The sequence below is a fragment of the Mesorhizobium sp. NZP2234 genome, from assembly GCF_013170765.1.
GTDB lineage: Bacteria > Pseudomonadota > Alphaproteobacteria > Rhizobiales > Rhizobiaceae > Mesorhizobium > Mesorhizobium loti_D.
In genome coordinates, this window is record NZ_CP033364.1 from 5,139,028 (window position 1) to 5,162,071 (window position 23,044).

Here is a 23,044-nt window from a genome sequence, read left to right on the forward strand (position 1 = left end):
TGTTCCGGCCTTGACGGTTCAGTCGGCAACGAGTTCGAGCATGATCGTCGACAGCGGCGGCAGAAGCATCGTTGCCAAGATGCTCTTGCCTTCCGCCCTTGCCTCGACCATGCCGCCATTGCCCATGCCGGAGCCGCCATATTCGGATGCGTCGGTGTTGATGATCTCGCGCCACTTGCCGGCGTTCGGCAACGGAACGCGATAATTGTCGCGCGGCACCGGCGTGAAGTTGGATATGACAGCCACCGGACTGCCGCCCGGCGCGTTGCGCAGCCAGGCGAAAACCGAATTCTGGCTGTCGTCGACGATCAGCCAGGAAAACCCTTCCGGCTCGCAGTCGCGGCCGTGCAGCGCCGGGCGCGACCGGTAGAGATAGTTGAGATCGCGCACCGTCTGCCAGACGCCGCGATGCGGGCGGAAATCGAGCAGGTTCCAGTCGAGCGCGCGTGCCTCGCTCCATTCGCGGCGCTGCGCGAATTCCTGTCCCATGAACAACAGCTTCTTGCCGGGATAGCCCCACATGAAGCCGTAATAGGCACGCAAGGTCGCGAATTTCTGCCAGTCGTCGCCGGCCATCTTGCCCAGCAGCGTGCCTTTGCCGTGCACAACCTCGTCATGCGAGAGCGGCAGCACGAAATTCTCCGAGAAGGCGTAGGTCAGGCCGAAGGTCAGGTCGTTGTGGTGGTGCTTGCGGAAGATCGGCTCCTTGGAGAAATACTCCAGCGTGTCGTGCATGAAGCCCATGTTCCACTTGAATCCGAAGCCCAGCCCGCCCTCATGCACCGGCGCCGAGACCTTCGGCCATGAGGTGGATTCCTCGGCGATGGTCATGACGCCCGGGTGGTGGCCGTAGACCTCCTTGTTCATCCTTTGCAGGAAAGAGACCGCTTCGAGGTTCTCACGGCCGCCCTTCTCGTTAGGGATCCATTCGCCAGCCTTGCGCGAATAGTCGAGGTAGAGCATCGAGGCGACCGCATCGACGCGCAAACCGTCGACATGGTATTTCTCGGCCCAGAACAGCGCGTTGTTGACCAGGAAAGATACCACCTCGCGGCGACCGAAATTATAGATCGCGGTGTTCCAGTCGGGATGAAAACCCTTGCGCGGGTCGGCATGTTCGTAGAGGGCGGTGCCGTCGAAATGGGCCAGGCCATGCGCGTCGACCGGGAAATGCGCCGGTACCCAGTCGAGGATGACGCCAACGCCGGCGCGGTGCGCCCCGTCGACGAAACGGGCAAAGCCGTCCGGGTCGCCGAAGCGGGCCGACGGCGCGTAGAGGCCGGTCGTCTGATAGCCCCAGGACGGGTCATAGGGATGTTCGGAGATCGGCATGAACTCGATGTGGGTGAAACCGGTTTCGACCACATAGGGGATCAGCCGGTCGGCCAGTTCGTCCCATGACAGGAACGTGCCGTCGTCACCAAGCTGCCAGGACCCGGCGTGGACTTCGTAGATCGAAATGGCTTCGCGCCGGTGGTCGGCATTGCGCCAGAAATTGCGGTGGGCCTCGTCGCCCCACTCATGCCCCGGCGGCACGGCAACGACCGAAGCCGTGGCCGGACGCAGTTCGGATTTGAACGCGAACGGGTCTGCCTTCAGCGGCAGTCTGACGCCATCGGGGCCGATGATCTCGTATTTGTAGGGTCGGCCGGCACCGATGTCGGGCACGAACAATTCCCAGATGCCGGTATCGCGGCGATCGCGCATCGTGTGACGGCGGCCATCCCAGTCGTTGAAATCGCCGACCACCGAGACGCGCCGCGCATTGGGAGCCCAGACGGCGAAATGCACGCCGGTGGCACCCTCGTGCTCGATGACATGCGCGCCAAGCTTGTCGAACAGCCTGAGGTGCGAACCCTCGGCGATATAGTAGTCGTCCATCGGCCCGAGCACCGGGCCGAACGAATAGGGATCGGTCAGCCACCAGTCGCCGCCGGCATTGCGCGCGTGGTAGCGCAGCGGTTGCCGCTTCCTGATCGACAGCTTGCCTTCGAAGAAGCCGGCGTCATCGCGCCTGGACAACTCTCCGGCCTCGATGCCCGTCAGCGTATAGGCGGCGACGGTTTCGGCATGCGGAACGAAGCAGCGGGCAAACAGGCTCTTGCCGATCTCGTGGACGCCAAGGACTGCGAACGGATTCCCGTGCGTGCCGGCGACAATCGCCGCAACATCGCTGGCTGGCGCCAGTCCGTCCGGCCCGCTTGTCGCAGCGGTCGCGCGCGGCTTCCTCATCAGGCAGTGTCCCTCCCAGGGCACCAGGTGTTTGTTTCTGGTGATGTGAGCTGGCATTCAACCCGCATCACCTGGACCACTTTGTTCGTGGGCCTCATGCAATCACATCAGACAGGCACGTTCCAGATTTCTTTCGCGTATTGGCGGATCGTTCGATCGGAAGAGAACCAGCCAACGCGCGCGACATTGCGGATCGCCCGGGCGTACCAGTCCGGGCTGTTGCGCCAGACGGCATCGACCTCGCGCTGGGCAGCGGTGTAGGCATCGAAATCGGCGGCGACCATGAACCAGTCGCTGTCGTAGAGGCCGTTGATGAGATCGCGGTAGCGGTCCGGGTCGTCCGGCGAGAAGACGCCGGAGGATACGGCAGCGACCGCCTGCGCCAGCTCGGGGGAACCCTCGATCACGGCGCGCGGGTTGTAGCCATTGTTGCGCCGCTCGGCGACCTCGGCCGTTGTCAGGCCGAAGATGAAGATGTTGTCGTCGCCGACGCATTCCTTGATCTCGACATTGGCGCCGTCGAGCGTGCCGATGGTCAACGCGCCATTGAGCGCGAACTTCATGTTGCCGGTGCCCGACGCCTCCATGCCGGCGGTCGATATCTGCTCGGACAGGTCGGCGGCCGGCATCATGATTTCGGCCAGGCTGACATTGTAATTCGGCACGAACACCAGCTTCAGCAAACCGCGAACGGCCGGGTCGCGATTGATGACCTTGGCGACGTCATTGGCGAGCTTGATGATCAGCTTGGCGTTGTGGTAGCTGGGCGCCGCCTTGCCTCCGAAAAACTTCACGCGGGGCATCCAGTCACGCTCGGGATGCGAGCGGATCTGGTCGTAAAGCGCAACCGCCTCGAGGATGTTGAGAAGCTGGCGCTTGTATTCATGGATGCGCTTGACCTGGATGTCGAACAGCGCCGACGGATCGACCTTGATGCCGAGCCGGTCGGCGACCAGATTGGCCAGCCGCGCCTTGTTCTGCCGCTTGACGCCCGCGAACTTCTCCCGGAACGCGCTGTCATCGGCAAAGCTGTCGAGCCCCTTGATGGCCTCGATGTCGTCCAGGAACCGGTCGCCGATCGCCTCGCGGGCGAGCGAGGTCAGCCCGGGGTTGCACTGGATCAGCCAGCGCCGCGGCGTGATGCCGTTGGTCTTGTTGTTGATGCGGTCGGGATAGAGCTTGTGCAGGTCGGCGAACACCGTTTCCTTCATCAGCTCGGTGTGCAGCGCCGAGACGCCATTGATGGAGTGCGAGCCGACAAAAGCCAGATTGCCCATGCGCACGCGGCGGTCGCCGTTTTCCTGGATCAGCGAGATGCGGCTGATCTGCTCGCCCGAGAACTGGTTGGTGGCGCGGGCCTCCAGAAGCACCTGCGCGTTGATGGCGTAGACGATCTGCATATGGCGCGGCAAAAGCCGTTCGAACAACGGCACCGGCCAGCTTTCCAGCGCCTCGGGAAGGAGCGTGTGGTTGGTGTAGCCGAAGGTGCGCTTGGTGATGTCCCAGGCCAGGTCGAAGTCCATGCCGTGGACATCCATCAGGAGCCGCATCAGCTCCGGCACCGCGATCGCCGGATGGGTGTCGTTCAAGTGGATCGCCGCCTTGTCGGGCAGCGACTTCAGGTCGCCATATTGGCTCAGATGCCGCTGCGCGATGTCCTGCAGCGAGGCGGTGGAGAAGAAATATTCCTGCCGCAGCCTGAGTTCCTGACCGGCGACGTGGGAATCGGCGGGATAGAGCACGCGGGACAAAGCGTCGGCCTTGTTGCTCTCGGCCAACGCGCCGATGTGGTCGCCGGCATTGAACTTGTCGAGCAGGATCGGATCGACCGGCATGCCCGACCACAGCCGCAGCGTGTTGACGCGGTTTGCCCGCCAGCCGACGACAGGCGTGTCGTAGGCAACAGCCAGGACATGCTCGGTCGGCTTCCAGACATGGCGCTCGAGCCGGCCATCCTTTGACGTGATGGACTCCACCGAGCCACCGAAGCCGACCTCGAAGGAGCGTTCGCGCCGTTCGAATTCCCAGGGGTTGCCGTGATCGAGCCAGGTCTCGGGCAGTTCGACCTGCCAGCCGTCATGGATCTCCTGGCGGAACATGCCGTTGGCGTAGCGGATGCCGTAGCCATGCGCGGGAATGTCGACGGTCGCCATGCTTTCCATGAAGCAGGCGGCGAGCCGGCCAAGGCCGCCATTGCCGAGCGCGGCATCGGGCTCGAGCGCCGCGATGAGGTCGAGGTCGACGCCGAGAGACGACAGCGCCTCGCGCATATTGTCCATCAGGCCGAGATTGGAGAAGGCGTCGCGCATCAGGCGGCCGATGAGGAATTCCAGCGACAGGTAATAGACTCGCTTTTCCTGCTGGTCATAGGCCTCTTTGGTTGCCTGCATCCAGTGATCGACGATCCGGTCGCGCACGACCTTGATCGAGGCGGTCAGCCAATCATATTGCGTCGCGACGGTGGTGTCCTTGCCGACCCTGTATTTGAGGGCCATCAAGACTTCCCTTGCGAGCGTCTTCGGATCTGGATTTTCGAGCAGTGGCGGAAGGGTTTCGGATGTCATCGCGCGCGTCATGCTGCCTCTCGTGCGGTTGCAACGATCATACCGGCTTTCACCATTCATCCCAGCCCATGTTACCGCATCGCAGCATACATTCAATCGATTTAGATGAAGCTCCGCCAGCTTACCTTGCGGCAATTTGACGGTCAGGCGGCCAGCGCGGCCTCCGGAGGCGCCTTCGCGCCGGTCATGAAGGCGACCGCATCGGACATCGTATACTGCTTGGGATCGATGACGGCGAGACGACGACCGAGGCGGTGGATGTGGACACGGTCGGCCACCTCGAAGACATGCGGCATGTTGTGCGAGATCAGAACGATGGGCAGGCCGCGCTTCTTGACGTCGAGGATCAGTTCGAGCACCCGGCGGCTCTCCTTGACGCCAAGGGCGGCCGTCGGTTCGTCCATGATCACAACGCGGCTGCCGAAGGCAGCGGCGCGCGCCACCGCGACGCCTTGGCGCTGGCCGCCCGAGAGCGTCTCCACCGCCTGGCCGATGTTCTGGATGGTCATAAGCCCGAGTTCCGTGAGCTTGTCGCGGGCGCGCTTTTCCATCGCCGGACGGTCGAGCATGCGCAGCCATTGGCCGAGAAAGCCGGGTTTGCGGATCTCGCGGCCGAGGAACATGTTGTCGGCGATCGACAGTGCCGGCGAGAGGGCCAGGTTCTGGTAGACGGTTTCGATGCCGGCTTCGCGGGCTTCCATTGGCGACTTGAAGGCAACGGTTTTGCCTTCAAGCCGTATTTCTCCTTCGTCTGGCACGACGGCGCCTGAAATCGCCTTGATGAGCGATGACTTGCCGGCACCGTTGTCGCCGATGACGGCGAGAATTTCGCCGGGGTAGAGGTCGAAGTCGGCATTGTCGAGGGCGGTGACGCGGCCATAGCGCTTGACCAAGCCACGCGCGGTGAGAATGGGCTCCTGGGTCATGACTATGCCGAAACCTTTCTGATCCATTGGTCGACCGCCACGGCGCCGATGATCAACACGCCGGTGAGCAGCACTTTCCATTGCGGATCGGCGCCCAGCATGTTGAGTCCCATCGAGACGACGCCGACGATCATGGCGCCGAACAGCGTGCCCAGGATCGAGCCGCGCCCGCCGAAGAGGGAGATACCGCCGATCACCGTCGCGGTGATCGCCTGCAGATTGTAGTCGGTGACTGCCGCCGACGGCGAGATCGAACCGTTGCGGCCGATGGAAACCCAGGCGGCGAAAGCGGCGATCAGCCCGGCAAGGGTGTAGACAGTGACCAGCACCTTCTTGGTCTGTATGCCTGACAGCTTGGCCGCCTCCTGGTCGTCGCCGACGGCGTAGACATGGCGGCCCCAAGCGGTGTGGTTGAGCACGTACCAGAGGAGCAGCACCAGTGCGACCATGGCGATGACGCCGAGCGTCAGCACCGCGGTTCCGACCTTGAAGCTCAGAGCGAACAGATGCAGCAGCGGCGCCTGGGTGTCGACGTCGGTGTCTCGGATCGTCTCGTTGGCCGAATAGATGAAGTTCGTGGCCATGACGATGTTCCAGGTGCCCAGCGTCACGATGAAAGGCGGCAGCTTCATGTAGGCGACCAGCAGCCCGTTGAGCAGCCCGCAGGCAGCACCGGCGGCAAGGCCGATCGCCACCGCGAGCACGCTCGGCAGGCCGTAGCTGACGGCGCAATTGCCCATGATCACGGCTGAAATCACCATGATGACGCCGATCGACAGGTCGATGCCGGCGGTCAGGATGACCAGCGTCTGCGCGGCACCCAGAATACCGACGATGGCAATCTGCTGCAGGATCAGCGTCAACGTGTAGGACGAGAAGAAGCGCCCGCCAATGGTGATGCCGAAGATGACGATCGACAGGACCAGCACGATCAGCGGCACCGCCGCCGGTGTCGAATGCAGGAAATGCTGGATACGCCTGACGGCCGATTTGTGCTCGTCGAACGCAGCAACGCTGGTGTCGCTGCTCGAGAGAACTTTCTCGAATTCCTGAGCCTGAGACATGTTTCCTCCCCGTAGGGTGTCAGCCACGCGCCAACGCCCGTCCACGCCTTTCCGGTCTATCGCCGGGATTGTTCGCGGTCACGCGAGCCATCGTCCACCCGAAGCGGCCGGGGATCAAGCCCCGACCGCTCGAGTTAGGTAATTACCGGTCAGACCGGCATCAGCCCCAGCACTTGGCGAGGCCTTCCTTGGTGTCGATGGATTTGACGCCCTTGGCCGGCTTGTCGGTCACAAGGTTGACGCCGGTGTCGAAGAAATTCTTTCCTTCGGTCGGCTTCGGCTTGGTTCCATCCTTGGCGAAGGCGGCGATCGCCTCGATGCCGAGTGCTGCCATCTGCAGCGGGTACTGTTGCGACGTAGCGCCGATGACACCCTCTGTCACCGACTTCACGCCGGGGCAGCCGCCGTCGACCGAGACGATCAGCACCTGCTTTTCAAGCCCGACGGCCTTGAGCGCCTGGTAGGCGCCGACAGCGGCCGGCTCGTTGATGGTGTGGATGACGTTGATGGTGTTGTCCTTCTGCAGAAGGTTCTCCATCGCCTTGCGGCCGCCCTCCTCGTTGCCGTTGGTGACATCGTGGCCGACGATGCGCGGATCGGTCTCATCGCCGATCTTGTTGGGATCCTTCACATCGATGCCGTAGCCCATCATGAAGCCCTGGTCGCGCAGCACGTCCACCGTCGGCTGCGACGGCGTCAGGTCGAGGAAGCCGATCTTGGCGTCCTTGGCCTTGTCGCCGAGCGTCGCGGCGGCCCAGGCACCGATCAGCTTGCCGGCTTCCAGATTGTCGGTGGCGAAGGTCGCGTCGGCCGCGTCGATCGGGTCGAGCGGCGTGTCGAGCGCGATCACCAGCAGGCCGGCGTCGCGGGCCTTCTTGACGGTCGGCACGATGCCCTTGGTGTCGGAGGCGGTGATCAGGATACCCTTGGCGCCGTCGGCGATGCAGCTTTCGATCGCCGCCACCTGGCTCTCACTGTCGCCGTCGATCTTGCCGGCATAGGTCTTGAGGTCGACGCCGAGCTCCTTGGCCTTCGCCGTGGCACCTTCCTTCATCTTGACGAAGAAGGGGTTGGTGTCGGTCTTGGTGATCAGGCAGGCGCCGACACCGGCCGCGGATGCGGACGAGGCAAGCGCCATCAGACCCAGGGCAGCCGCGGCAAACACGGTCGATTTCAACAGTTTTGTATTGGTCACGATCTTCCTCCCAGTGGAACCATTCCGGATGCCGGCCAACCGGCATCTACGGCGCATCCAACGAATTTCTCCCAGCGTGGACGCCCCTTCAACAGACACCAGACCGAGGGCTCTGTCAATAATTAAATCACTCTTATTTATTATTGACAGCCTTGCGTCCTTCACTCATTCTGGCCCAAAAGCATTGAGGGGAAACGACGGGAGGAACAGGGTGGAAACCGCCACTGCGAGGCACGGTTCGCCCGAAGCGAATGAGAGCCTGATTCACCGCGGCACCAACCAGAGCGGCATGCGCGACCACAACGAGCGGCTGGTGCTCTCGCTGGTGCGTCAGCATGGCAGCCTGGCGAAATCCGATATCGCGCGCATGACCGGACTGTCGGCACAGACGGTTTCGGTCATCATGCGCGAGCTGGAGGAAGAAGGCCTGCTCGTGCGCCAGGCGCCGCTGCGCGGCAAGATCGGCCAGCCCTCGATACCGATGGCGCTCAATCCGGAGGGCGCCTTTTTCATCGGCCTCAAGATCGGCCGCCGTAGCGCTGAACTGGTGCTGATCGATTTCCTCGGGAATGTGCGCTCGATGCTGCGGCACTCCTATCGCTATCCGGCACCGCGCGAGACGGTGGAATTCGTCACCGATGGCATGAAAAAGATGCGCGGCGAACTGACGCCGGCGCAGGACAAGCGCATTGCCGGGCTCGGCATCGCCATGCCGTTCGAATTGTGGAACTGGGCCGATACCGCCGGCGCGCCGCGCGACGTCATGAACGAATGGCGCCGCCGCGACATCAGGGGCGATATCCAGGCGCAATGCGATTTTCCGGTGTATCTGCAAAACGACGCCACGTCGGCCTGCGGCGCGGAACTCGTCTTCGGCCAGGCGGGCGGCGCGCGTGACTTCGTTTATTTCTACATCGGCGCCTTCGCCGGTGGCGGCATCGTGCTCAACGGCCGGCTGTTCGGCGGCCCGACCGGCAATGCCGGCGCGCTAGGCTCCATGCCAGTGCCGGGGCCGGACGGCAAGCCGACCCAGCTGATCGACGTGGCGTCGATCGCCATGCTGGAAAAGGCGCTCAATGCCCGCGGCGTCGAGGCTTCGCATCTGTGGACGTCACCAGAGGACTGGGGCGAGATCGGCTCCGAACTCGACGACTGGATCGCCAGTGCCTCACGGGCGCTTGCCTATGCCATCGTCGCGGCATCCTCGGTCATCGATTTCGAGGCGGCGGTGATCGACGGCTGGATGCCGCGGGCGGTGCGCCGTCGGCTGGTCAACGCCATTATCGCGGCCATCGCGACAATCGACGGCGAAGGCCTGAAACTGCCCGCGGTTCGCGAGGGAACCGTCGGCATCCATGCCCGGGCGCTCGGCGGCGCCAGCCTGCCGCTGTCCGAACGCTTCCTGATCGGTTCGACGACGATTTCCAGGAGCGCCTGAATGCTGATCGGGATCCCGGCGCTGCTCGGTCCGGAACTTCTGGCGACATTGCGCGCCATGGGCCATGGCGACGAGATCGCCCTGGTCGACGGGAACTATCCGGCAGAGGAGCAGGCAAAGCGCCTCGTCCGGGCCGACGGTCATCCGCTCATTCCGGTGCTTGACGCGATCCTGAGCGTCCTGCCGGTGGACGACGCGGTGCCGGAAGCGTTGTTCCGCGCATCCGTGAAAGGCGACCCGTCGCGCGCCGATCCAGTCCATCACGAGATAGAGGCGATCTGCGCCAAACGCGCTCCCGGCCGCAAGGTGGTTGCGCTGGCCGGCGCCGACTTCTATGCACGGGTCAAATCGGCGCATGCCATCGTCGCGACAAGCGAGCCACGGCTTTACGCCAACATCATCATCCGCAAGGGCGTGATCTATCCGCCGGAGACGAGGAAACCATGATCCTTTGCTGCGGCGAAGCCCTGATCGACATGCTGCCGCGCACCACGACGCAGGGCGAACCTGCCTTTGCTCCCTATGTCGGCGGCGCGGTGTTCAACACGGCGATCGCGCTTGGGCGGCTCGGCGCGCCGGCCGGCTTCTTTTCGGGCCTGTCGTCGGATCTTTTCGGCGGCCAGTTCAGGGACGCGCTGGGGGCGAGCAAGGTAAGCTCCACCTACGCCCATACCTCGCCCAGGCCGACGACGCTGGCCTTCGTGAAGCTCACCAACGGCCAGGCGACCTATACCTTCTACGACGAGAACACCGCCGGACGCCTGCTTACCATCGATGACCTGCCGGCGCTTGGCAACGAGATCGAGGCCATGCTGTTCGGCGCCATCAGCCTGATCTCGGAGCCCGCCGGCAGTGCCTATGAAGAGTTCATGCGGCGCGAGCATGCGAGCCGTGTCATGATGCTCGATCCCAACATCCGGCCGAACTTCATCCCGGACAAGGCCAAGCACCTCAGGCGCATCCGGGAGATGATGGCGATGGCCGATATCGTGAAACTGTCGGACGAAGACCTCAACTGGTTCGGCGAAGCGGGTTCGCACGAAGATGTCGTGCGAAACTGGCTTGAGCGCGGTCCCAAGCTGATCGTCGTGACCCATGGCAGCGAAGGCGCCGTCGGTTACACCAAGGACCACGCCGTCACCGTGATGCCGGAAAAGGTCGAGGTGGTCGACACGGTCGGTGCGGGCGACACGTTCAACGCCGGCATCCTCGCCTCGCTGCATGAACAGGGCCTGCTGACGAAGGCGTCCATCGGCGGCCTCACGAAAGACGCGATCCGCAAGGCTCTGGCGCTTGGTGCCAAGGCAGCGGCGGTGACCGTATCACGCGCCGGTGCCAATCCACCGTGGCGGCACGAGATCGCCTGAGCAACGTTCAACATAAGTTGAGCCAGTCGATCACTTTATGTTTCGCAGGACCGATCCTGAGGGCTATAAGAGCCGGATCGCGCCCGACGAGGCCCGGATTTCCGGCATCTGGCCAGTATCCGCCGGCAAGCAGTGGTAACAGACCGCGACAGCCGGGCAATCGGCGGCCCCGACTGTGCGCTTTCTCGGCAGGCGCAACTCTGGTACCAGCGGGGCCGTTATCTGGCTAAACCGCCTTGTTAAAAAACGTTTTTGAGGCCGACATGCAGTTCATTGATCTTGGCGCGCAGCGCGAACGCATCCGCGACCGGCTGAAAGCCGCGATCGACCATGTTGTCGAGGACGGCCGCTACATCCTCGGCCCCCAGGTCGCGGAATTCGAGAAGAAGCTCGCCGCCTATGTCGGCACCAAGCATGTCGTGGCCTGCGCCAACGGCACCGATGCGCTGCTGCTGCCGCTGTTCGCGGCCGGCATTGGCCCGGGCGATGCGGTCTTCGTGCCGAGCTTCACCTTCGCCGCCACCGCCGAAGTGGTGGCGCTGGCCAAGGCGGAACCCGTCTTCGTCGATGTCGATCCAGCAACCTACAACATCGACATCGCCAGTCTCGAGGCGGCGATTGCCATGATCAAGAAGGAAGGCCGGCTGAAGCCGAAGGCGATCATCCCGGTCGACCTGTTCGGGCTTGCCGCCGACTACGAGGCCATCATGGCCATTGCCGACCGCGAAGGACTGTTGGTGATCGAGGACGCCGCCCAGTCGATGGGCGGATCGCATGACGGCAAGATGTGCGGTGCCTTCGGCCATGTCGGCTCGACCAGCTTCTACCCGGCCAAGCCGCTTGGCTGCTATGGCGACGGCGGCGCGATGTTCACCAACGATGACGCGCTGGCGGACAAGTTGCGTTCCTTCGCCTTCCACGGCAAGGGCGAGACCCAGTACGACAATGTTCGCGTCGGCATCAATTCGCGGCTCGACACGCTGCAGGCGGCGATCCTCATCGAAAAGCTCGCCATCCTCGAAGAGGAGATGGTCGCGCGCCAGGTGGTGGCAAATCGCTATGCCGAAGGGCTCGGCGACATCGTCACGGCCGCCCGCAATCTCGATGGCAGCCGTTCCGCCTGGGCCCAATACGCGATCGAGACGCCCAAGCGCGACGGTCTGAAGGCGCATCTCGGCGAGAAGGGCATTCCGTCCGTCATCTACTACGTCAAGCCGCTGCATGCCCAGGTCGCCTATCGCGACTACCCGCGCACACCGACCGGCCTTGCCGTTTCGGAGGACCTGCCGAAGCGCATCCTGTGCCTGCCGATGCACCCCTATCTCAGTGAAGCCGACCAGGACCGGATCATCGAGACGATCCGTAACTATATCGGCTCGAACTCGGCGCAGGCCGCGGCCGAGTAATCGTCGCAAGCATCAGGTTCCGACGCGCATCGCTCGCGGTACCGACGGTCGATTACTCGCAGGCCCCCGCTCGGCATAACTATTCGCGCAATGGCGCGATGCCGACCTTGATCCGATCATCCGCTCTCGGCCGGATGATCGAATGGCTGTGCAGTATGCAAAGGCTCGCCGTGAAGACCAAAGCTCCCAAAACCCATGACAGCCAGATCCGATGGTCGACCGACAACTCGACAACGGCTATGATCAGGCAGCTGCCGGACATGAAATGGGATGGGCCTCTCAGACGACCAATCATCCTCATGATCGCGGCCAGCACCAAAGCATAAGCGGTGATACCGACTACTCCCAGTTCGTACCACAAATCGAATACGACATTATGCGCGCTTGGGAGATCCGTTAGCGCGTAGTATGTGGGGTTCACGACAACGCCGACCGCGTTTCTCATAGTGTTCGCGCCATGGCCAAGAATCGGCTTTTCCGCAATATGGGGTGAAATCATCTGCCAGAGATCAAGCCGCGCGGCAAAGGTTCCAGGGTGGAAAGCCAACAATCCCTTCGTTTCGAGCAAGGTGAACAGCGAGGAGACAACGAACGGCGCAATTAAGGCGAAAACTATATACGCAGCAAAGAAGACGACGAAAGCGGGTTGGCGGAATCTCGCCGGAATGGCGAAAATCACCGCCACGAGGATTATTGCCACATCGACACCTGTCGATTGACCGTACAGCAAGGTCAGCACGGCAAAGACAGCAGCAAGCCCCTTCCAAAGCAGCACCGGTTGGGAAAGGAGTATGGCTGCAAAAAACGCTCCGTAGACCGTAATCTTATGGAGCGTGAAAACATTTCCCACAAATCGTGGATTCTCGGTGCAAAACGCAAAATACAATTCTCGACCCGTCACGGCCAATACGCCGACCAGCAAGCCTGCCAATGACGCTTTCACCAGCCGGTCACGTTGCGCGTTTGGAAGCGTGAGGATGCACTGAAGCAGCAGGATAGCGGCGATCGAATAGCTGAAAACGTCTCTCGCCGCCGCGAGAGAGCGAGCCCTGTCGACTGACCACAGAACGCTCAAGCAGACAAAGAAAGACAAGGCACCGAGAGCTAGCGCAAGGGTTTTTATTCCCTCGTCAAAGCTTGAGCGCGTGGTCCACAGGGAAAGAACTCCGGCGAGAGCGGCGATGAATGCCAAGGCAGTCGGAGACATTTCTATGATGACGAATAAGACAGGAGAGACGGTATAAACGCCGACCAATATCCGGAAGACTATTTCATCTTTATTTTTGGTATATACTGGAAATCCGCCGAAGATAACGGCACGGCATTTTTTGAAAAAGGACATCGAATTACCGACTCAGCAACTGTCGGCACAGGATAAACTACCGACCGGAATTTTTCACCACGGCGCCCGCAAGCGCTGTTGCCGGCTCCAGCCTGCCGCTGGCGATGAAATGCGGGTTGGCGAAATCCTCGTCGTCGGCCTGGTCGCGTTTGCCGTAGGCCAAGGGCTTGCCGTCCAGCGTGCGTGTCATGCCGCCCGCCGCGCGCAGCACCGCGTCGCCCGCCGCCGTGTCCCATTCCATGGTGCGGCCGAAGCGCGGATAGACATCCGCCTCGGCACTCGCCAGAAGGCAGAATTTCAACGAGGACCCGACCGAGACGATCTCGGCGGCGCCGAGGTCGCGAATGTAGGCTTCGGTTTCCGGCGTGTTGTGGGAGCGGCTGGCAACCACGGCCAACGGCACTGCTGCCGTTCTCACTGAAATTGGCCGGCGCGCGACGATCTGGTAATCACCATCGACTTCGAGGCTCTCCGCCCTGCCCGGCAGGCCGGAAAAGAAACGGCCGGTGCAAGGGGCGAAAACGACGCCGACTTCCGGCACGCCATGGCGCACAAGCGCGATGTTGACGGTGAAGTCGGTGCGGCGATTGACGAATTCCTTGGTACCGTCGAGCGGATCGACGAGGAAGAAGGCGTCGCCAAGATCGGGCGGCATGACACCGGCCGCCGCCTCCTCCTCGGCCACGCAGGGAATCTCGGGAAATGCGCCGCGCAGGCCGGCGAGAATGATCTTCTCGCTTTCGCGATCCGCCTCGGTCACCGGCGAGGAGTCTGATTTGCGGTCAACCGCGCAGCCGGCGTGGAACACACGCATGACCTCGCGTCCGGCCGCCAGGGCCAATTGCTCGAAGATATCGAGCATCGACTTGTCGTCAGATACCGCCGCCGTTGTCATATTGGTCTTCGGCAATGTCACGCTCGTTCAGCCAGTGTTCCAGGGCATCTACCATCTCTTCAGCCGATCTGCCGAGCGTCTTTAGATGGATTTCCGGTTTTTCCGGCGCCTCGTAAGGGGAATCGACACCGGTGAAGTTCTTGATCTCGCCGTTCAGCGCCCGGGCATAGAGGCCCTTCGGATCGCGCCTGGCGCACTCCTCGAAAGGCGTGTCGACAAACACCTCGATGAACTCGCCATCGGCCATCAGTTCGCGCGCCATGCGCCGTTCGGCGCTGAACGGCGAAATGAACGAGACAATGACGATCAGCCCGGCATCGGCCATCAGCTTGGCCACCTCGGCCACGCGGCGGATGTTCTCGACCCGGTCGGCATCGGTGAAGCCGAGATCGCGGTTGAGACCGTGACGGACATTGTCGCCGTCCAGGATATAGGTGTGCCGGCCGGTGGCGAACAGCTTCTTCTCGAACAGATTGGCGATGGTCGACTTGCCGGACCCCGAAAGCCCGGTGAACCAGAACACGGCGGGCCGCTGGTTCTTCATGTCGGCGCGCACGCGCTTGCCGACATCGAGCGACTGCCAGTGGATGTTTTCGGCACGACGCAGCGAGTGCACGATCATGCCGGCGCCGACGGTGGCGTTCGAGATGCGATCGATCAGGATGAAGGCGCCGGTGGTGCGGTTCTCGGCGAAGGGATCGAAGGCGATCGGCGCCCGCGTCGAGATGTTGCAGATGCCGACTTCGTTCATTTCAAGCGACTTGGCCGCTTCATGCGCGAAGTCGTTGACATTGATACGGTATTTCAGGTCGGTGACGGTAGCGCTGGTCTGGTCGGTTTCGGTACGCAGGATGTAGGACCGGCCCGGCAGCAGCGCATGCTCGTCAAACCAGACGATGTTGGCGGCGAACTGATCGGCAACCTGCGGCCTGGCGGCCGGCGAAACCAGCATGTTGCCTCTGGAGACCTCGACCTCATCGTCAAGAACGAGCGTGATGGCCTGGCCTGCCACCGCCTGTTTGAGATCGCCGCCATGGGCGACGATGCGTTTGACATGCGAGGACTTGCCGGATTTGGCGACCACCACCTCGTCGCCTGGCGCAATGGCGCCGGACGCGATCGTGCCGGCAAAGCCGCGGAAGTCGAGATTGGGGCGGTTGACGTACTGCACCGGAAAACGGAACGGCTGCTCGACAGCCGCCTCTTCGACCGAAACGGTCTCGAGGTGCTCGATCAGCGTCGGGCCGGCATACCATTGCATGTTGTCAGAGCGGACGCTGACATTATCGCCGTAGCGGGCCGACATCGGGATCGGCACGATGGTCTGGAAACCGAGAGCACGCGAGAATTGTCCGTAGTCTTCGACGATCCGGTCGAAAACCGCCTGGTCGAAATCGACGAGATCGATCTTGTTGACAGCCAGCACGATGTGGCGGATGCCGAGCAGCGAAGCGATTATCGAATGGCGCCTTGTCTGGCGCAGCACCCCTTGCCTTGCATCGATCAGCACGATCGCCAGGTCGGCGGTCGAGGCGCCCGTCGCCATGTTTCGGGTATACTGTTCGTGGCCGGGCGTGTCGGCGACGATGAACTTGCGCTTCGGCGTGGCAAAGAAGCGGTAGGCGACGTCGATGGTGATGCCTTGCTCGCGCTCGGCCTCGAGGCCGTCCACCAGCAGCGCGAAATCGATGTCGTCGCCAGTGGTGCCGTGCTTGCGCGAATCGCGCTCGAGCGCGGCGAGCTGGTCCTCGAAGATCTGCTTGGTGTCGGACAACAAGCGTCCGATCAGCGTCGACTTACCGTCATCGACCGAACCGCAGGTCAGGAAGCGCAGCAGCGACTTCTTCTCCTGCGCGGCGAGGTAATCGCGGACGCTATCTGTGGGAGCAAGGCTTTTTGCCATGATATGACGCATGGTCAGAAATACCCCTCGCGCTTCTTCTTTTCCATCGAGCCTGCCTCATCACGGTCGATCAAGCGACCTTGTCGTTCAGAGGTGCGCGCGGTCAGCATCTCGCCAACGATGGCTTCAAGGGTGTCGGCATCGGATTCGATCGCGCCAGTGAGCGGATAGCAGCCCAAGGTGCGGAACCGGACCAGCCGGTTCTCGACCGTCTCGCCGGGACGCAGTTTCATGCGGTCGTCGTCCTTGAGGATCAGCATGCCGTCGCGTTCCACCACCGGCCGTTCCTTGGCGAAATAGAGCGGCACGATCGGGATGTTCTCCTGCAGGATGTACTGCCAGATATCGAGTTCGGTCCAGTTCGACAGCGGGAAGACGCGGATCGATTCGCCCGATGCGATGCGAGTGTTGAATATCTTCCACATTTCGGGGCGCTGGTTCTTCGGATCCCACACATGCTGGGCATTGCGGAACGAAAATATGCGCTCCTTGGCGCGCGACTTCTCCTCGTCGCGGCGGGCGCCGCCAAAGGCGGCATCGAAACCGTATTTGTCGAGCGCCTGGCGCAGCGCCACGGTTTTCATCACATGGGTATGGGTGTTCGAGCCGTGGTCGAACGGATTGATGTTGTCGCGCACGCCGTCTTCGTTGACATGGACCAGCAGGTCGAATCCGAGTTTTTGTGCCATCTGATCGCGAAAAGCGATCATTTCGCGGAATTTCCAGGTGGTGTCGACGTGAAGAAATGGAAATGGCGGCTTGGCGGGATAGAACGCCTTCATCGCCAGATGCATCAGCACGGATGAATCCTTGCCGACCGAATAGAGCATGACCGGCTTGGTGAAGGCGGCCGCAACCTCGCGGAATATGTGGATGGACTCGGCTTCAAGCCGCTGCAGATGCGTAAGCGCTATGGTCATGGACTGTGAGCGTTCTCTCGTGCCTTGACAGAAGACCTTGCGTCAAATCATCGAGCGTTTTGCGCCCGGTTCAAGCTTCGCTTCTGGACAAAGTGTTTTCGTGCGGGCGTTCTAGCAGATCGGCGCACGGCAGAACAATGCAAGACGAGCCAGGCAGCGGTCAGTTCGAGAATGAATTTTCCATGCTTGCGCCAGAACCCGGAAATTTCTGTTCGCAGGGCCTCCAATCGAGAAAAGGCAGGGAAAATATTGCTCGTGAGAATGTGACGGCAAACGCTTCCGGAACCCTTTCCCAATCGACGGCCGCCGGTCGCCGATTTTCGGTGACAAGCAGCCCCGCCGCACTATCGAAAAGACAGCTCAGCCGCTATACAAGCCTCTGGAAGCGGGCAAGATGCATCATGAGGCATGGGCGATTTCGAGGCGAGCACATTCGGTTCCGCTAAACGGGATGTGCCGCATAAAGCTACTCGAGAATAGCGAGCCCGAAACTTGGACCGGCTTTCGTCTGTAAGACAGCAATTCACGCCTTCGCGGATCAATATCTACTTTTCCATCGTTTGCTTCTTTTTTCCCCCGGTTCTGGGGTCGGCGGTCAGCTTTGTCTTCAATGGTGGTGGCCTGTGGTCCATCCTGTTGATCGCATTCAGGAAAAGACGCTTCAATACCGACCCGGCGATGATGATGCTGACGATCGCGATCTATACCTATTGCGCGGCCAATCTCGTGGCCTCCATCGTCAACAACGCGATCGCCAGGGACGCGTCGCACCTGATTCCGCTCGTCACCTTCCTGTTTTTCCCCATCTCCTATTCGACCTGGAGCATTACACGGAAAACAACGCTTGTGCGCATCATCGTGCTGAGCAGCATGGCGGCCTGCTTTGTGGCGCTGTTTCTGGCGGTCTTCCAGCAGTATTGGCTTGGCAAGCGCGCCGAGGGCGGAGCCGGGAACGCAATCGTGTTCGCGGAGGTCCTGTGCCTTGGAGTGATGGTCTGTGTGGCCGGTGCCCTGTCGGGCATCGAGCGAGGCCGGATGGCCCTCGTCTTCGCGGCACTCGGCGGGACGATCGCCATCATCTACTCCCAAACGCGCATCATCTGGCTGGCACTGCTGATCGCCGGCATCGCCGTTCTGCTGATCAACCAGCAGAAACTGAGGGGGAGAAATGCCGTGCGCCTGCTGTTGCTGTTGCTGGCAGTCGGCGCCGTGGTCGCTGCTGTCGGCTTCCAGACCATATCCGGGCGGGTCGAGTTTCTGCGCTCCGACTGGGATGCGCTCGCCACCCATGGCGACCACACGACACCCCTGGGATTGCGGGCCGCTCTATGGGATATCGGCCTCAAGGCGTTTCATGAGATGCCATTGTTCGGCCATGGAGTCGGTGCCACCCAGACCTTGATAAAGCAGGGCTTCCAGGATCAGTTCGGCATGGACGCCGGCTTCAGTCATTTCCACAACGGCTTTCTGACCGCCCTGGTGCAGGCGGGAATACTGGGCGCCGTGGCGCTGGCGGCGATCTTCGTGGTTGCCGCCAGGAATGCCGCCCTGGTGCTGCGCAACAGCACGGATCCCATCGAGCGGTTCGGCGCTACCATGATCGTCATCCTTCTGATCACCTATCTAACCGCAGGGATGACGGGCATCCTGATCGGCCATGACATTCTGGATTCGGTGCTGATGGTGTTCCTGGTGTCGGGAACCTATCTTGCCTCTGGGCGTCAGGCACCGTTGGCAAAGGACCGGGCACTTTCGCCTGCGACGGAAAAACAAATTCTTCCGCCGACGATGGAAGAGCAGGCGCTTCCATCCGCCATCCAATAGCTGTTCCGGGCAAAGGTCATGAAAGTTCTGGTGACGGGCGCGACGGGCTACATCGGCCGTCAGGTGGTTCACCGGCTCCGCGAGGCAGGTGTCGAGCTTCGCCTCGCGTCCCGCCATCCCGAGAGGCTTGGTTCGGGACATGACGCCATGCGCATGCCCGGTTTCGATGCGCCGACCGCCGCCTTCCTGGCGCTTACCAGGGATGTCACGCATGTCGTCCACTGCGCGGGCCTGAACAACGATGAAGGCAACGCCACCGAAGCCGATTTCCGGGCGGCCAATGCGGAATTGAGCGCGCGGCTGGCACAGGCCGCCGCCGAGCAAGCAAGCGGACGCTTCATCCAGCTCTCCTCGATCCGGGCCGTGATCGGCGCGCGCGTCAGCGCAACGATCAACGAAGACACGATCCCCGATCCGCAATGTGCCTATGGGCGCTCGAAGCGCGAAGCCGAAATCAGGGTGCTGGACGCCTATGCGTCGCATGGCCGTTCCGACGGCACCGTATTGCGGCTGCCTCCAGTCTATGGAAGCGGCATGAAGGGAAACCTGGCAACGCTGATGCGCCTGGCCGACACGGCCCTGCCGCTGCCGACCGGTGCCCTGACGGCAACCCGCTCCCTGCTGTCATCGCAATCAGCGCCGGGAGCGATATGTCATCTGCTCGGCCGTTCGGGATCGCTACGCCCGATCTACATTGCCAGCGATGTGCCGCCGGTTTCGATCGCTGACATTGTGGGCGCCTTTCGCAGCGGTTTTGGACGGCCGAGGCGCCTGATGACCGTGCCGGCCGCGCCGTTGCGGGCAGCCGCGATCCTCTTGGGCAAGCGGATATTCTGGGACAGCATGACCGCGACGCAGATATGCGACCCTGCCCTGCTCGTATCCGAGGGCTGGCTGCCGGAAACCGGCACGCTGGAACGACTGGTCGAGATGACGCGGTTCGCAAACGCTCAATCGCCTCCGTTGCGATAGAGCGTTCCAAACAGGATACGAAGGTCAAGCCAGAATGACGCCGCCCTGAGATAGGCGGCATCCGTTTCGGCCAGGAGGCGCGGGTTCGACATGTCGATGCCCCTGATCTGGGCCATGCCCGTTATGCCTGGAAGTGCTGTCAAAACCCCCAGCCGCCTGCGGTACTCGATCAATTCCGTCTGTGTCGGCAGGCAGGGACGCGGCCCGACCAGGCTCATCTCGCCTTTCAGGACATTCCAGAATTGCGGCAGTTCATCGAGCTTGAACTTCCGCAAGGTCCTTCCGACAGCAGTCACGGCATTCGCCGGCGCTTCATGCGAGGGCAAGGACGGCGTCCCCTGCACCATAGTCCTCAACTTGTGGCAGCGAAACAACGCGCCGTCACGACCGACCCGTGTCTGGGAAAAAATTGCTGGACCGGGTGACGATGCCCGCACGGCAAGCACGGCGAGCAATAGAACAGGAGATGTGGCCACCAGCAGCAGGGTCGCGCCGGCAAGATCGAAGATTTTCTTGGCTGCCTTCATGAATGGTCGATCGTGCTCCCTGCCAAAAGCCTCGCGGGACAACACCGCTGATGAAGCCGTCATCCGGTCGACCTAGCACGTGGTCGCCTCTCGACCAAGCGCACCGCGCGGCCATTCAGGTTCAGGACATTTGGGGGTGCCGTTTGGTCCCGGCAAAAAGCTGATGGACATAGCTTTTGCGTTAGCGCCGACCAGATCTCAAGATTCAAGGATCGCCCGGCAACAGATTAAGTCGCCTGCCCAGCCGTTTTCGGGATTGCCCGCTGGTCCGTGCTCCCCCGCGCCTTCTTGGCGCGGTCGAGACCCGCCAGCACGGCGAGCGAAGCGGCCTTGCCCTGGTTCTTCACCGATTGCTGAAGCGCGGCAAGTGCGACCTGGACGTCCGACCACTCCACAACGTCCGTGCTCAAGCCAAAAATCTTCGAAATGCCGAGTTCGACGAGTTCCTCGTCTTCACCATGCAGCGTTTCATGGAGCTTCTCGCCAGGCCTGATGCCGGTAAAGCGGATTGGGATGTCCGTGTACGGGCTCTTTCCCGACATGCGGATCATCGTTTCGGCCACTTCGAGGATCGGCACCGGCTTGCCCATGTCGAGCATGTAGACGGCATAATCTTCGCCGCTTGGCCGCGATGCGGCATCGGCCGCCGACATGATGACGAGATCGACGGCTTCGGCCACTGTCATGAAGTAGCGCGTCATACGCCGGTCGGTGATCGTGACGGGTCCGCCGGCCTCGATCTGCGACTGGAATATGGTCGCCACGGAACCGTTGCTGCCAAAGACGTTGCCGAAACGGACGGCGATGAACTTGGTGGCGGGGCGGCGCCCACCAGGATCGCTCGGGGGGGTCCCATGCAAGGCGCTGACGATCTGTTCGGCAGCCCGCTTCGTTATGCCAAGCACGGACGACGGATCCACGGCCTTGTCGCTCGACACCAGGACAAACTGCGCCACTCCGCATCTGGCGGCAACCTCTGCGCAGACGAGTGTACCGAAAACATTGGTCTGGATGGCCGAGTCCCAATTCTCCTCGAGCAGCGGAACGTGCTTCAGCGCCGCCGCATGGAAGATGATATCCGGTTTGAATTCCGAGACGACGCGCGTTATCTGGCGCCGATCGGCGACATCGGCGATGCGGACCTTGAGGCGGTCATGGTGCTGCTCGTCAATATATTGGCTCAACTGGAAGATGCCGAACTCGGAATTGTCGGCAACCAGGACCGCGTCGGCCCCAAGCTCCAGCGACCGTTTGACGAGGGTTCGACCGATGGAACCGGCACCACCCGTCACCAGAACACGCTTACCACCGACGAAGGCGCTGATGCGTTTGACATCGGACGGCACCGTCGAGCGACGCAGGATCGTTTCCATCTCGACAGCGTCGAGAACGAGCTTTCCCTCCTGCCCCAGTTGCGAAAGCCCCGAGAACTGCACGACCGCTATGTCGCCATGCCGGGCGACCCGAACGAGTTCGGAATACTCTTCGATCTCATGCTCGGCACCGCTGCCGAAAATAAGCAGGTCGAGACTTGCCGTCCCCTTTGCGTATTCCTCCAGCGCCTCGACCAAGCGGGGGCGAATGGCCACGACGGGCACGCCCTGGATACGAGTACCCTCGGGAGCCCCGTTTTCGATCGCCAAGATTCCGACGATGGAATACTCCGCCGGCTGGGCTGTGCGGGTGAAACGGATGATTACGTCGGCCTCGCTCAACTTGCCGACGAACATCGCCCGCTTGATCGAGGTCTTGCCGGTGCCGCGGCTCAAGATGCGCCAACTCGCACCGTCGCGAAGGAACCGATAGAAAATCCGGGGCGCGGAGATGATGGTGAAAGAAACCAGGAAAAAGACAATAAACTGGCGCTCGTTAAGGCCCGCCACAGGCTGAAAGGAACGGACAACGAGCGAAACGCAATAAAGCGTGACAGTCAAAATTGCGCAACTCTTCAAGATATTGAAGAAATCCGGCGTCGAGGCGAAACGCCACACGGTGTTGTAAAGGCCGCAATATCTAAACAGCAGGTGGCTGAGAACAATGATGCTCGCCCAGCAAGCAAAACCCGCTGAGGAAAAGGCTTCGAACGACAGTCTCGATTGCGATAACGTCAGGCTGAGCGCCACCGCGATCAGGACCATCACGATATCCAGAACCATGATGATAGCGCGACGCACCTTCGGTCGAAGTCCGGATACGGCTTCTATATGGGATGTCATCAGGCAGTACTGAACTCCGGGCGTGAGAACTTCAACACTAGTACGGAGCCAGATCGAATACCATTCGTCACCGGCCACCTGTTATTAGCGCCAAATCCTCGGCCCCCGCCTTCTCTATCGCATAGCGTGGACTTGAGGCCATCGCCAGAGATTTTTTCACAGGCGGTTTGATTAGGACCGCGCATATCGATCAGGACCGCGTGCAACAGCAAGTGCAAAAGTAGCTCCCGCTTATACAAATCACGTGGCTCCC

At 61.8% G+C, this 23,044-nt stretch carries 17 protein-coding genes; 6 read left to right on the plus strand and 11 right to left on the minus strand.

All coding sequences use genetic code 11. The features are described from left to right. Positions 1 to 18: 18 nt before the first annotated feature. From glgB to EB230_RS25455, 5 genes are all read right to left on the minus strand, one after another. Positions 19 to 2,232, minus strand: a complete 2,214-nt coding sequence (glgB, locus tag EB230_RS25435; RefSeq protein ID WP_056563734.1) for a 1,4-alpha-glucan branching protein GlgB — start codon at positions 2,230 to 2,232, stop codon at positions 19 to 21. A gap of 107 nt (positions 2,233 to 2,339) precedes the next feature. Beyond that, complete coding sequence (locus EB230_RS25440) at positions 2,340 to 4,808, minus strand: glycogen/starch/alpha-glucan phosphorylase (protein WP_056563737.1); 2,469 nt, start codon at positions 4,806 to 4,808, stop codon at positions 2,340 to 2,342. A gap of 131 nt (positions 4,809 to 4,939) precedes the next feature. Further along, complete coding sequence (locus EB230_RS25445; protein WP_244493895.1) at positions 4,940 to 5,749, minus strand: ATP-binding cassette domain-containing protein; 810 nt, start codon at positions 5,747 to 5,749, stop codon at positions 4,940 to 4,942. Beyond that, positions 5,725 to 6,786 carry an ABC transporter permease gene (locus EB230_RS25450; RefSeq protein WP_056563743.1) on the minus strand — a complete coding sequence of 354 codons (1,062 nt, stop codon included), beginning with the start codon at positions 6,784 to 6,786 and terminating at the stop codon, positions 5,725 to 5,727. Before EB230_RS25450 ends, EB230_RS25445 begins: the two co-directional genes overlap by 25 nt. A gap of 160 nt (positions 6,787 to 6,946) precedes the next feature. After that, the gene (locus EB230_RS25455) at positions 6,947 to 7,963 is read right to left on the minus strand and encodes a sugar ABC transporter substrate-binding protein (RefSeq protein WP_056565614.1); all 1,017 of its coding nucleotides are present in this window, start codon (positions 7,961 to 7,963) and stop codon (positions 6,947 to 6,949) included. A gap of 229 nt (positions 7,964 to 8,192) precedes the next feature. Between EB230_RS25455 and EB230_RS25460 the strand changes: the two genes are divergently transcribed. From EB230_RS25460 to EB230_RS25475, 4 genes are all read left to right on the plus strand, one after another. Next, complete coding sequence (locus tag EB230_RS25460) at positions 8,193 to 9,419, plus strand: ROK family transcriptional regulator (RefSeq protein ID WP_172374154.1); 1,227 nt, start codon at positions 8,193 to 8,195, stop codon at positions 9,417 to 9,419. Next, positions 9,420 to 9,866: an RbsD/FucU domain-containing protein gene (locus EB230_RS25465; protein ID WP_056563747.1), complete on the plus strand. Its 447-nt coding sequence runs from the start codon at positions 9,420 to 9,422 to the stop codon at positions 9,864 to 9,866. Further along, positions 9,863 to 10,786, plus strand: a complete 924-nt coding sequence (locus EB230_RS25470; protein WP_172374155.1) for a carbohydrate kinase — start codon at positions 9,863 to 9,865, stop codon at positions 10,784 to 10,786. The genes EB230_RS25465 and EB230_RS25470 overlap by 4 nt, the downstream gene beginning before the upstream one ends. A gap of 263 nt (positions 10,787 to 11,049) precedes the next feature. Further along, a complete protein-coding gene (locus EB230_RS25475; protein WP_172374156.1) occupies positions 11,050 to 12,192 on the plus strand; it encodes a DegT/DnrJ/EryC1/StrS aminotransferase family protein in 1,143 nt (380 codons plus the stop codon). Positions 12,193 to 12,271: 79 nt separating this feature from the next. On the opposite strand, the gene EB230_RS25480 is transcribed toward EB230_RS25475, so the two are convergent. From EB230_RS25480 to cysD, 4 genes are read right to left on the minus strand one after another with little or no spacing between them, the layout of a single operon-like run. Beyond that, entirely contained in the window at positions 12,272 to 13,534 is a 1,263-nt protein-coding gene (locus EB230_RS25480) for an O-antigen ligase family protein (RefSeq protein ID WP_172374157.1), read from the minus strand. 37 nt (positions 13,535 to 13,571) lie between these two features. After that, on the minus strand, positions 13,572 to 14,396 hold the full coding sequence (cysQ, locus tag EB230_RS25485) for a 3'(2'),5'-bisphosphate nucleotidase CysQ (protein WP_056565615.1): 825 nt from the start codon (positions 14,394 to 14,396) through the stop codon (positions 13,572 to 13,574). 10 nt (positions 14,397 to 14,406) lie between these two features. Then, positions 14,407 to 16,344: a sulfate adenylyltransferase subunit CysN gene (cysN, locus tag EB230_RS25490; RefSeq protein WP_056563759.1), complete on the minus strand. Its 1,938-nt coding sequence runs from the start codon at positions 16,342 to 16,344 to the stop codon at positions 14,407 to 14,409. 2 nt (positions 16,345 to 16,346) lie between these two features. Next, entirely contained in the window at positions 16,347 to 17,252 is a 906-nt protein-coding gene (cysD, locus tag EB230_RS25495) for a sulfate adenylyltransferase subunit CysD (RefSeq protein WP_056563762.1), read from the minus strand. Between the two features lie 492 nt (positions 17,253 to 17,744). On the opposite strand from cysD, the gene EB230_RS25500 reads away from it, so the two are divergent. After that, entirely contained in the window at positions 17,745 to 19,076 is a 1,332-nt protein-coding gene (locus tag EB230_RS25500) for an O-antigen ligase (RefSeq protein ID WP_172374158.1), read from the plus strand. A gap of 18 nt (positions 19,077 to 19,094) precedes the next feature. Beyond that, a complete protein-coding gene (locus EB230_RS25505) occupies positions 19,095 to 20,048 on the plus strand; it encodes an NAD-dependent epimerase/dehydratase family protein (protein ID WP_172374159.1) in 954 nt (317 codons plus the stop codon). On the opposite strand, the gene EB230_RS25510 is transcribed toward EB230_RS25505, so the two are convergent. Both EB230_RS25510 and EB230_RS25515 read right to left on the minus strand, forming a co-directional pair. Next, positions 20,027 to 20,575, minus strand: coding sequence for a sugar transferase (locus EB230_RS25510; protein WP_056563769.1), 549 nt, complete (start codon positions 20,573 to 20,575; stop codon positions 20,027 to 20,029). The two genes, EB230_RS25505 and EB230_RS25510, sit on opposite strands and share 22 nt — an antisense overlap. A 227-nt stretch (positions 20,576 to 20,802) precedes the next feature. Next, positions 20,803 to 22,791, minus strand: coding sequence for a nucleoside-diphosphate sugar epimerase/dehydratase (locus tag EB230_RS25515; RefSeq protein ID WP_056563772.1), 1,989 nt, complete (start codon positions 22,789 to 22,791; stop codon positions 20,803 to 20,805). Positions 22,792 to 23,044 lie beyond the last annotated feature (253 nt).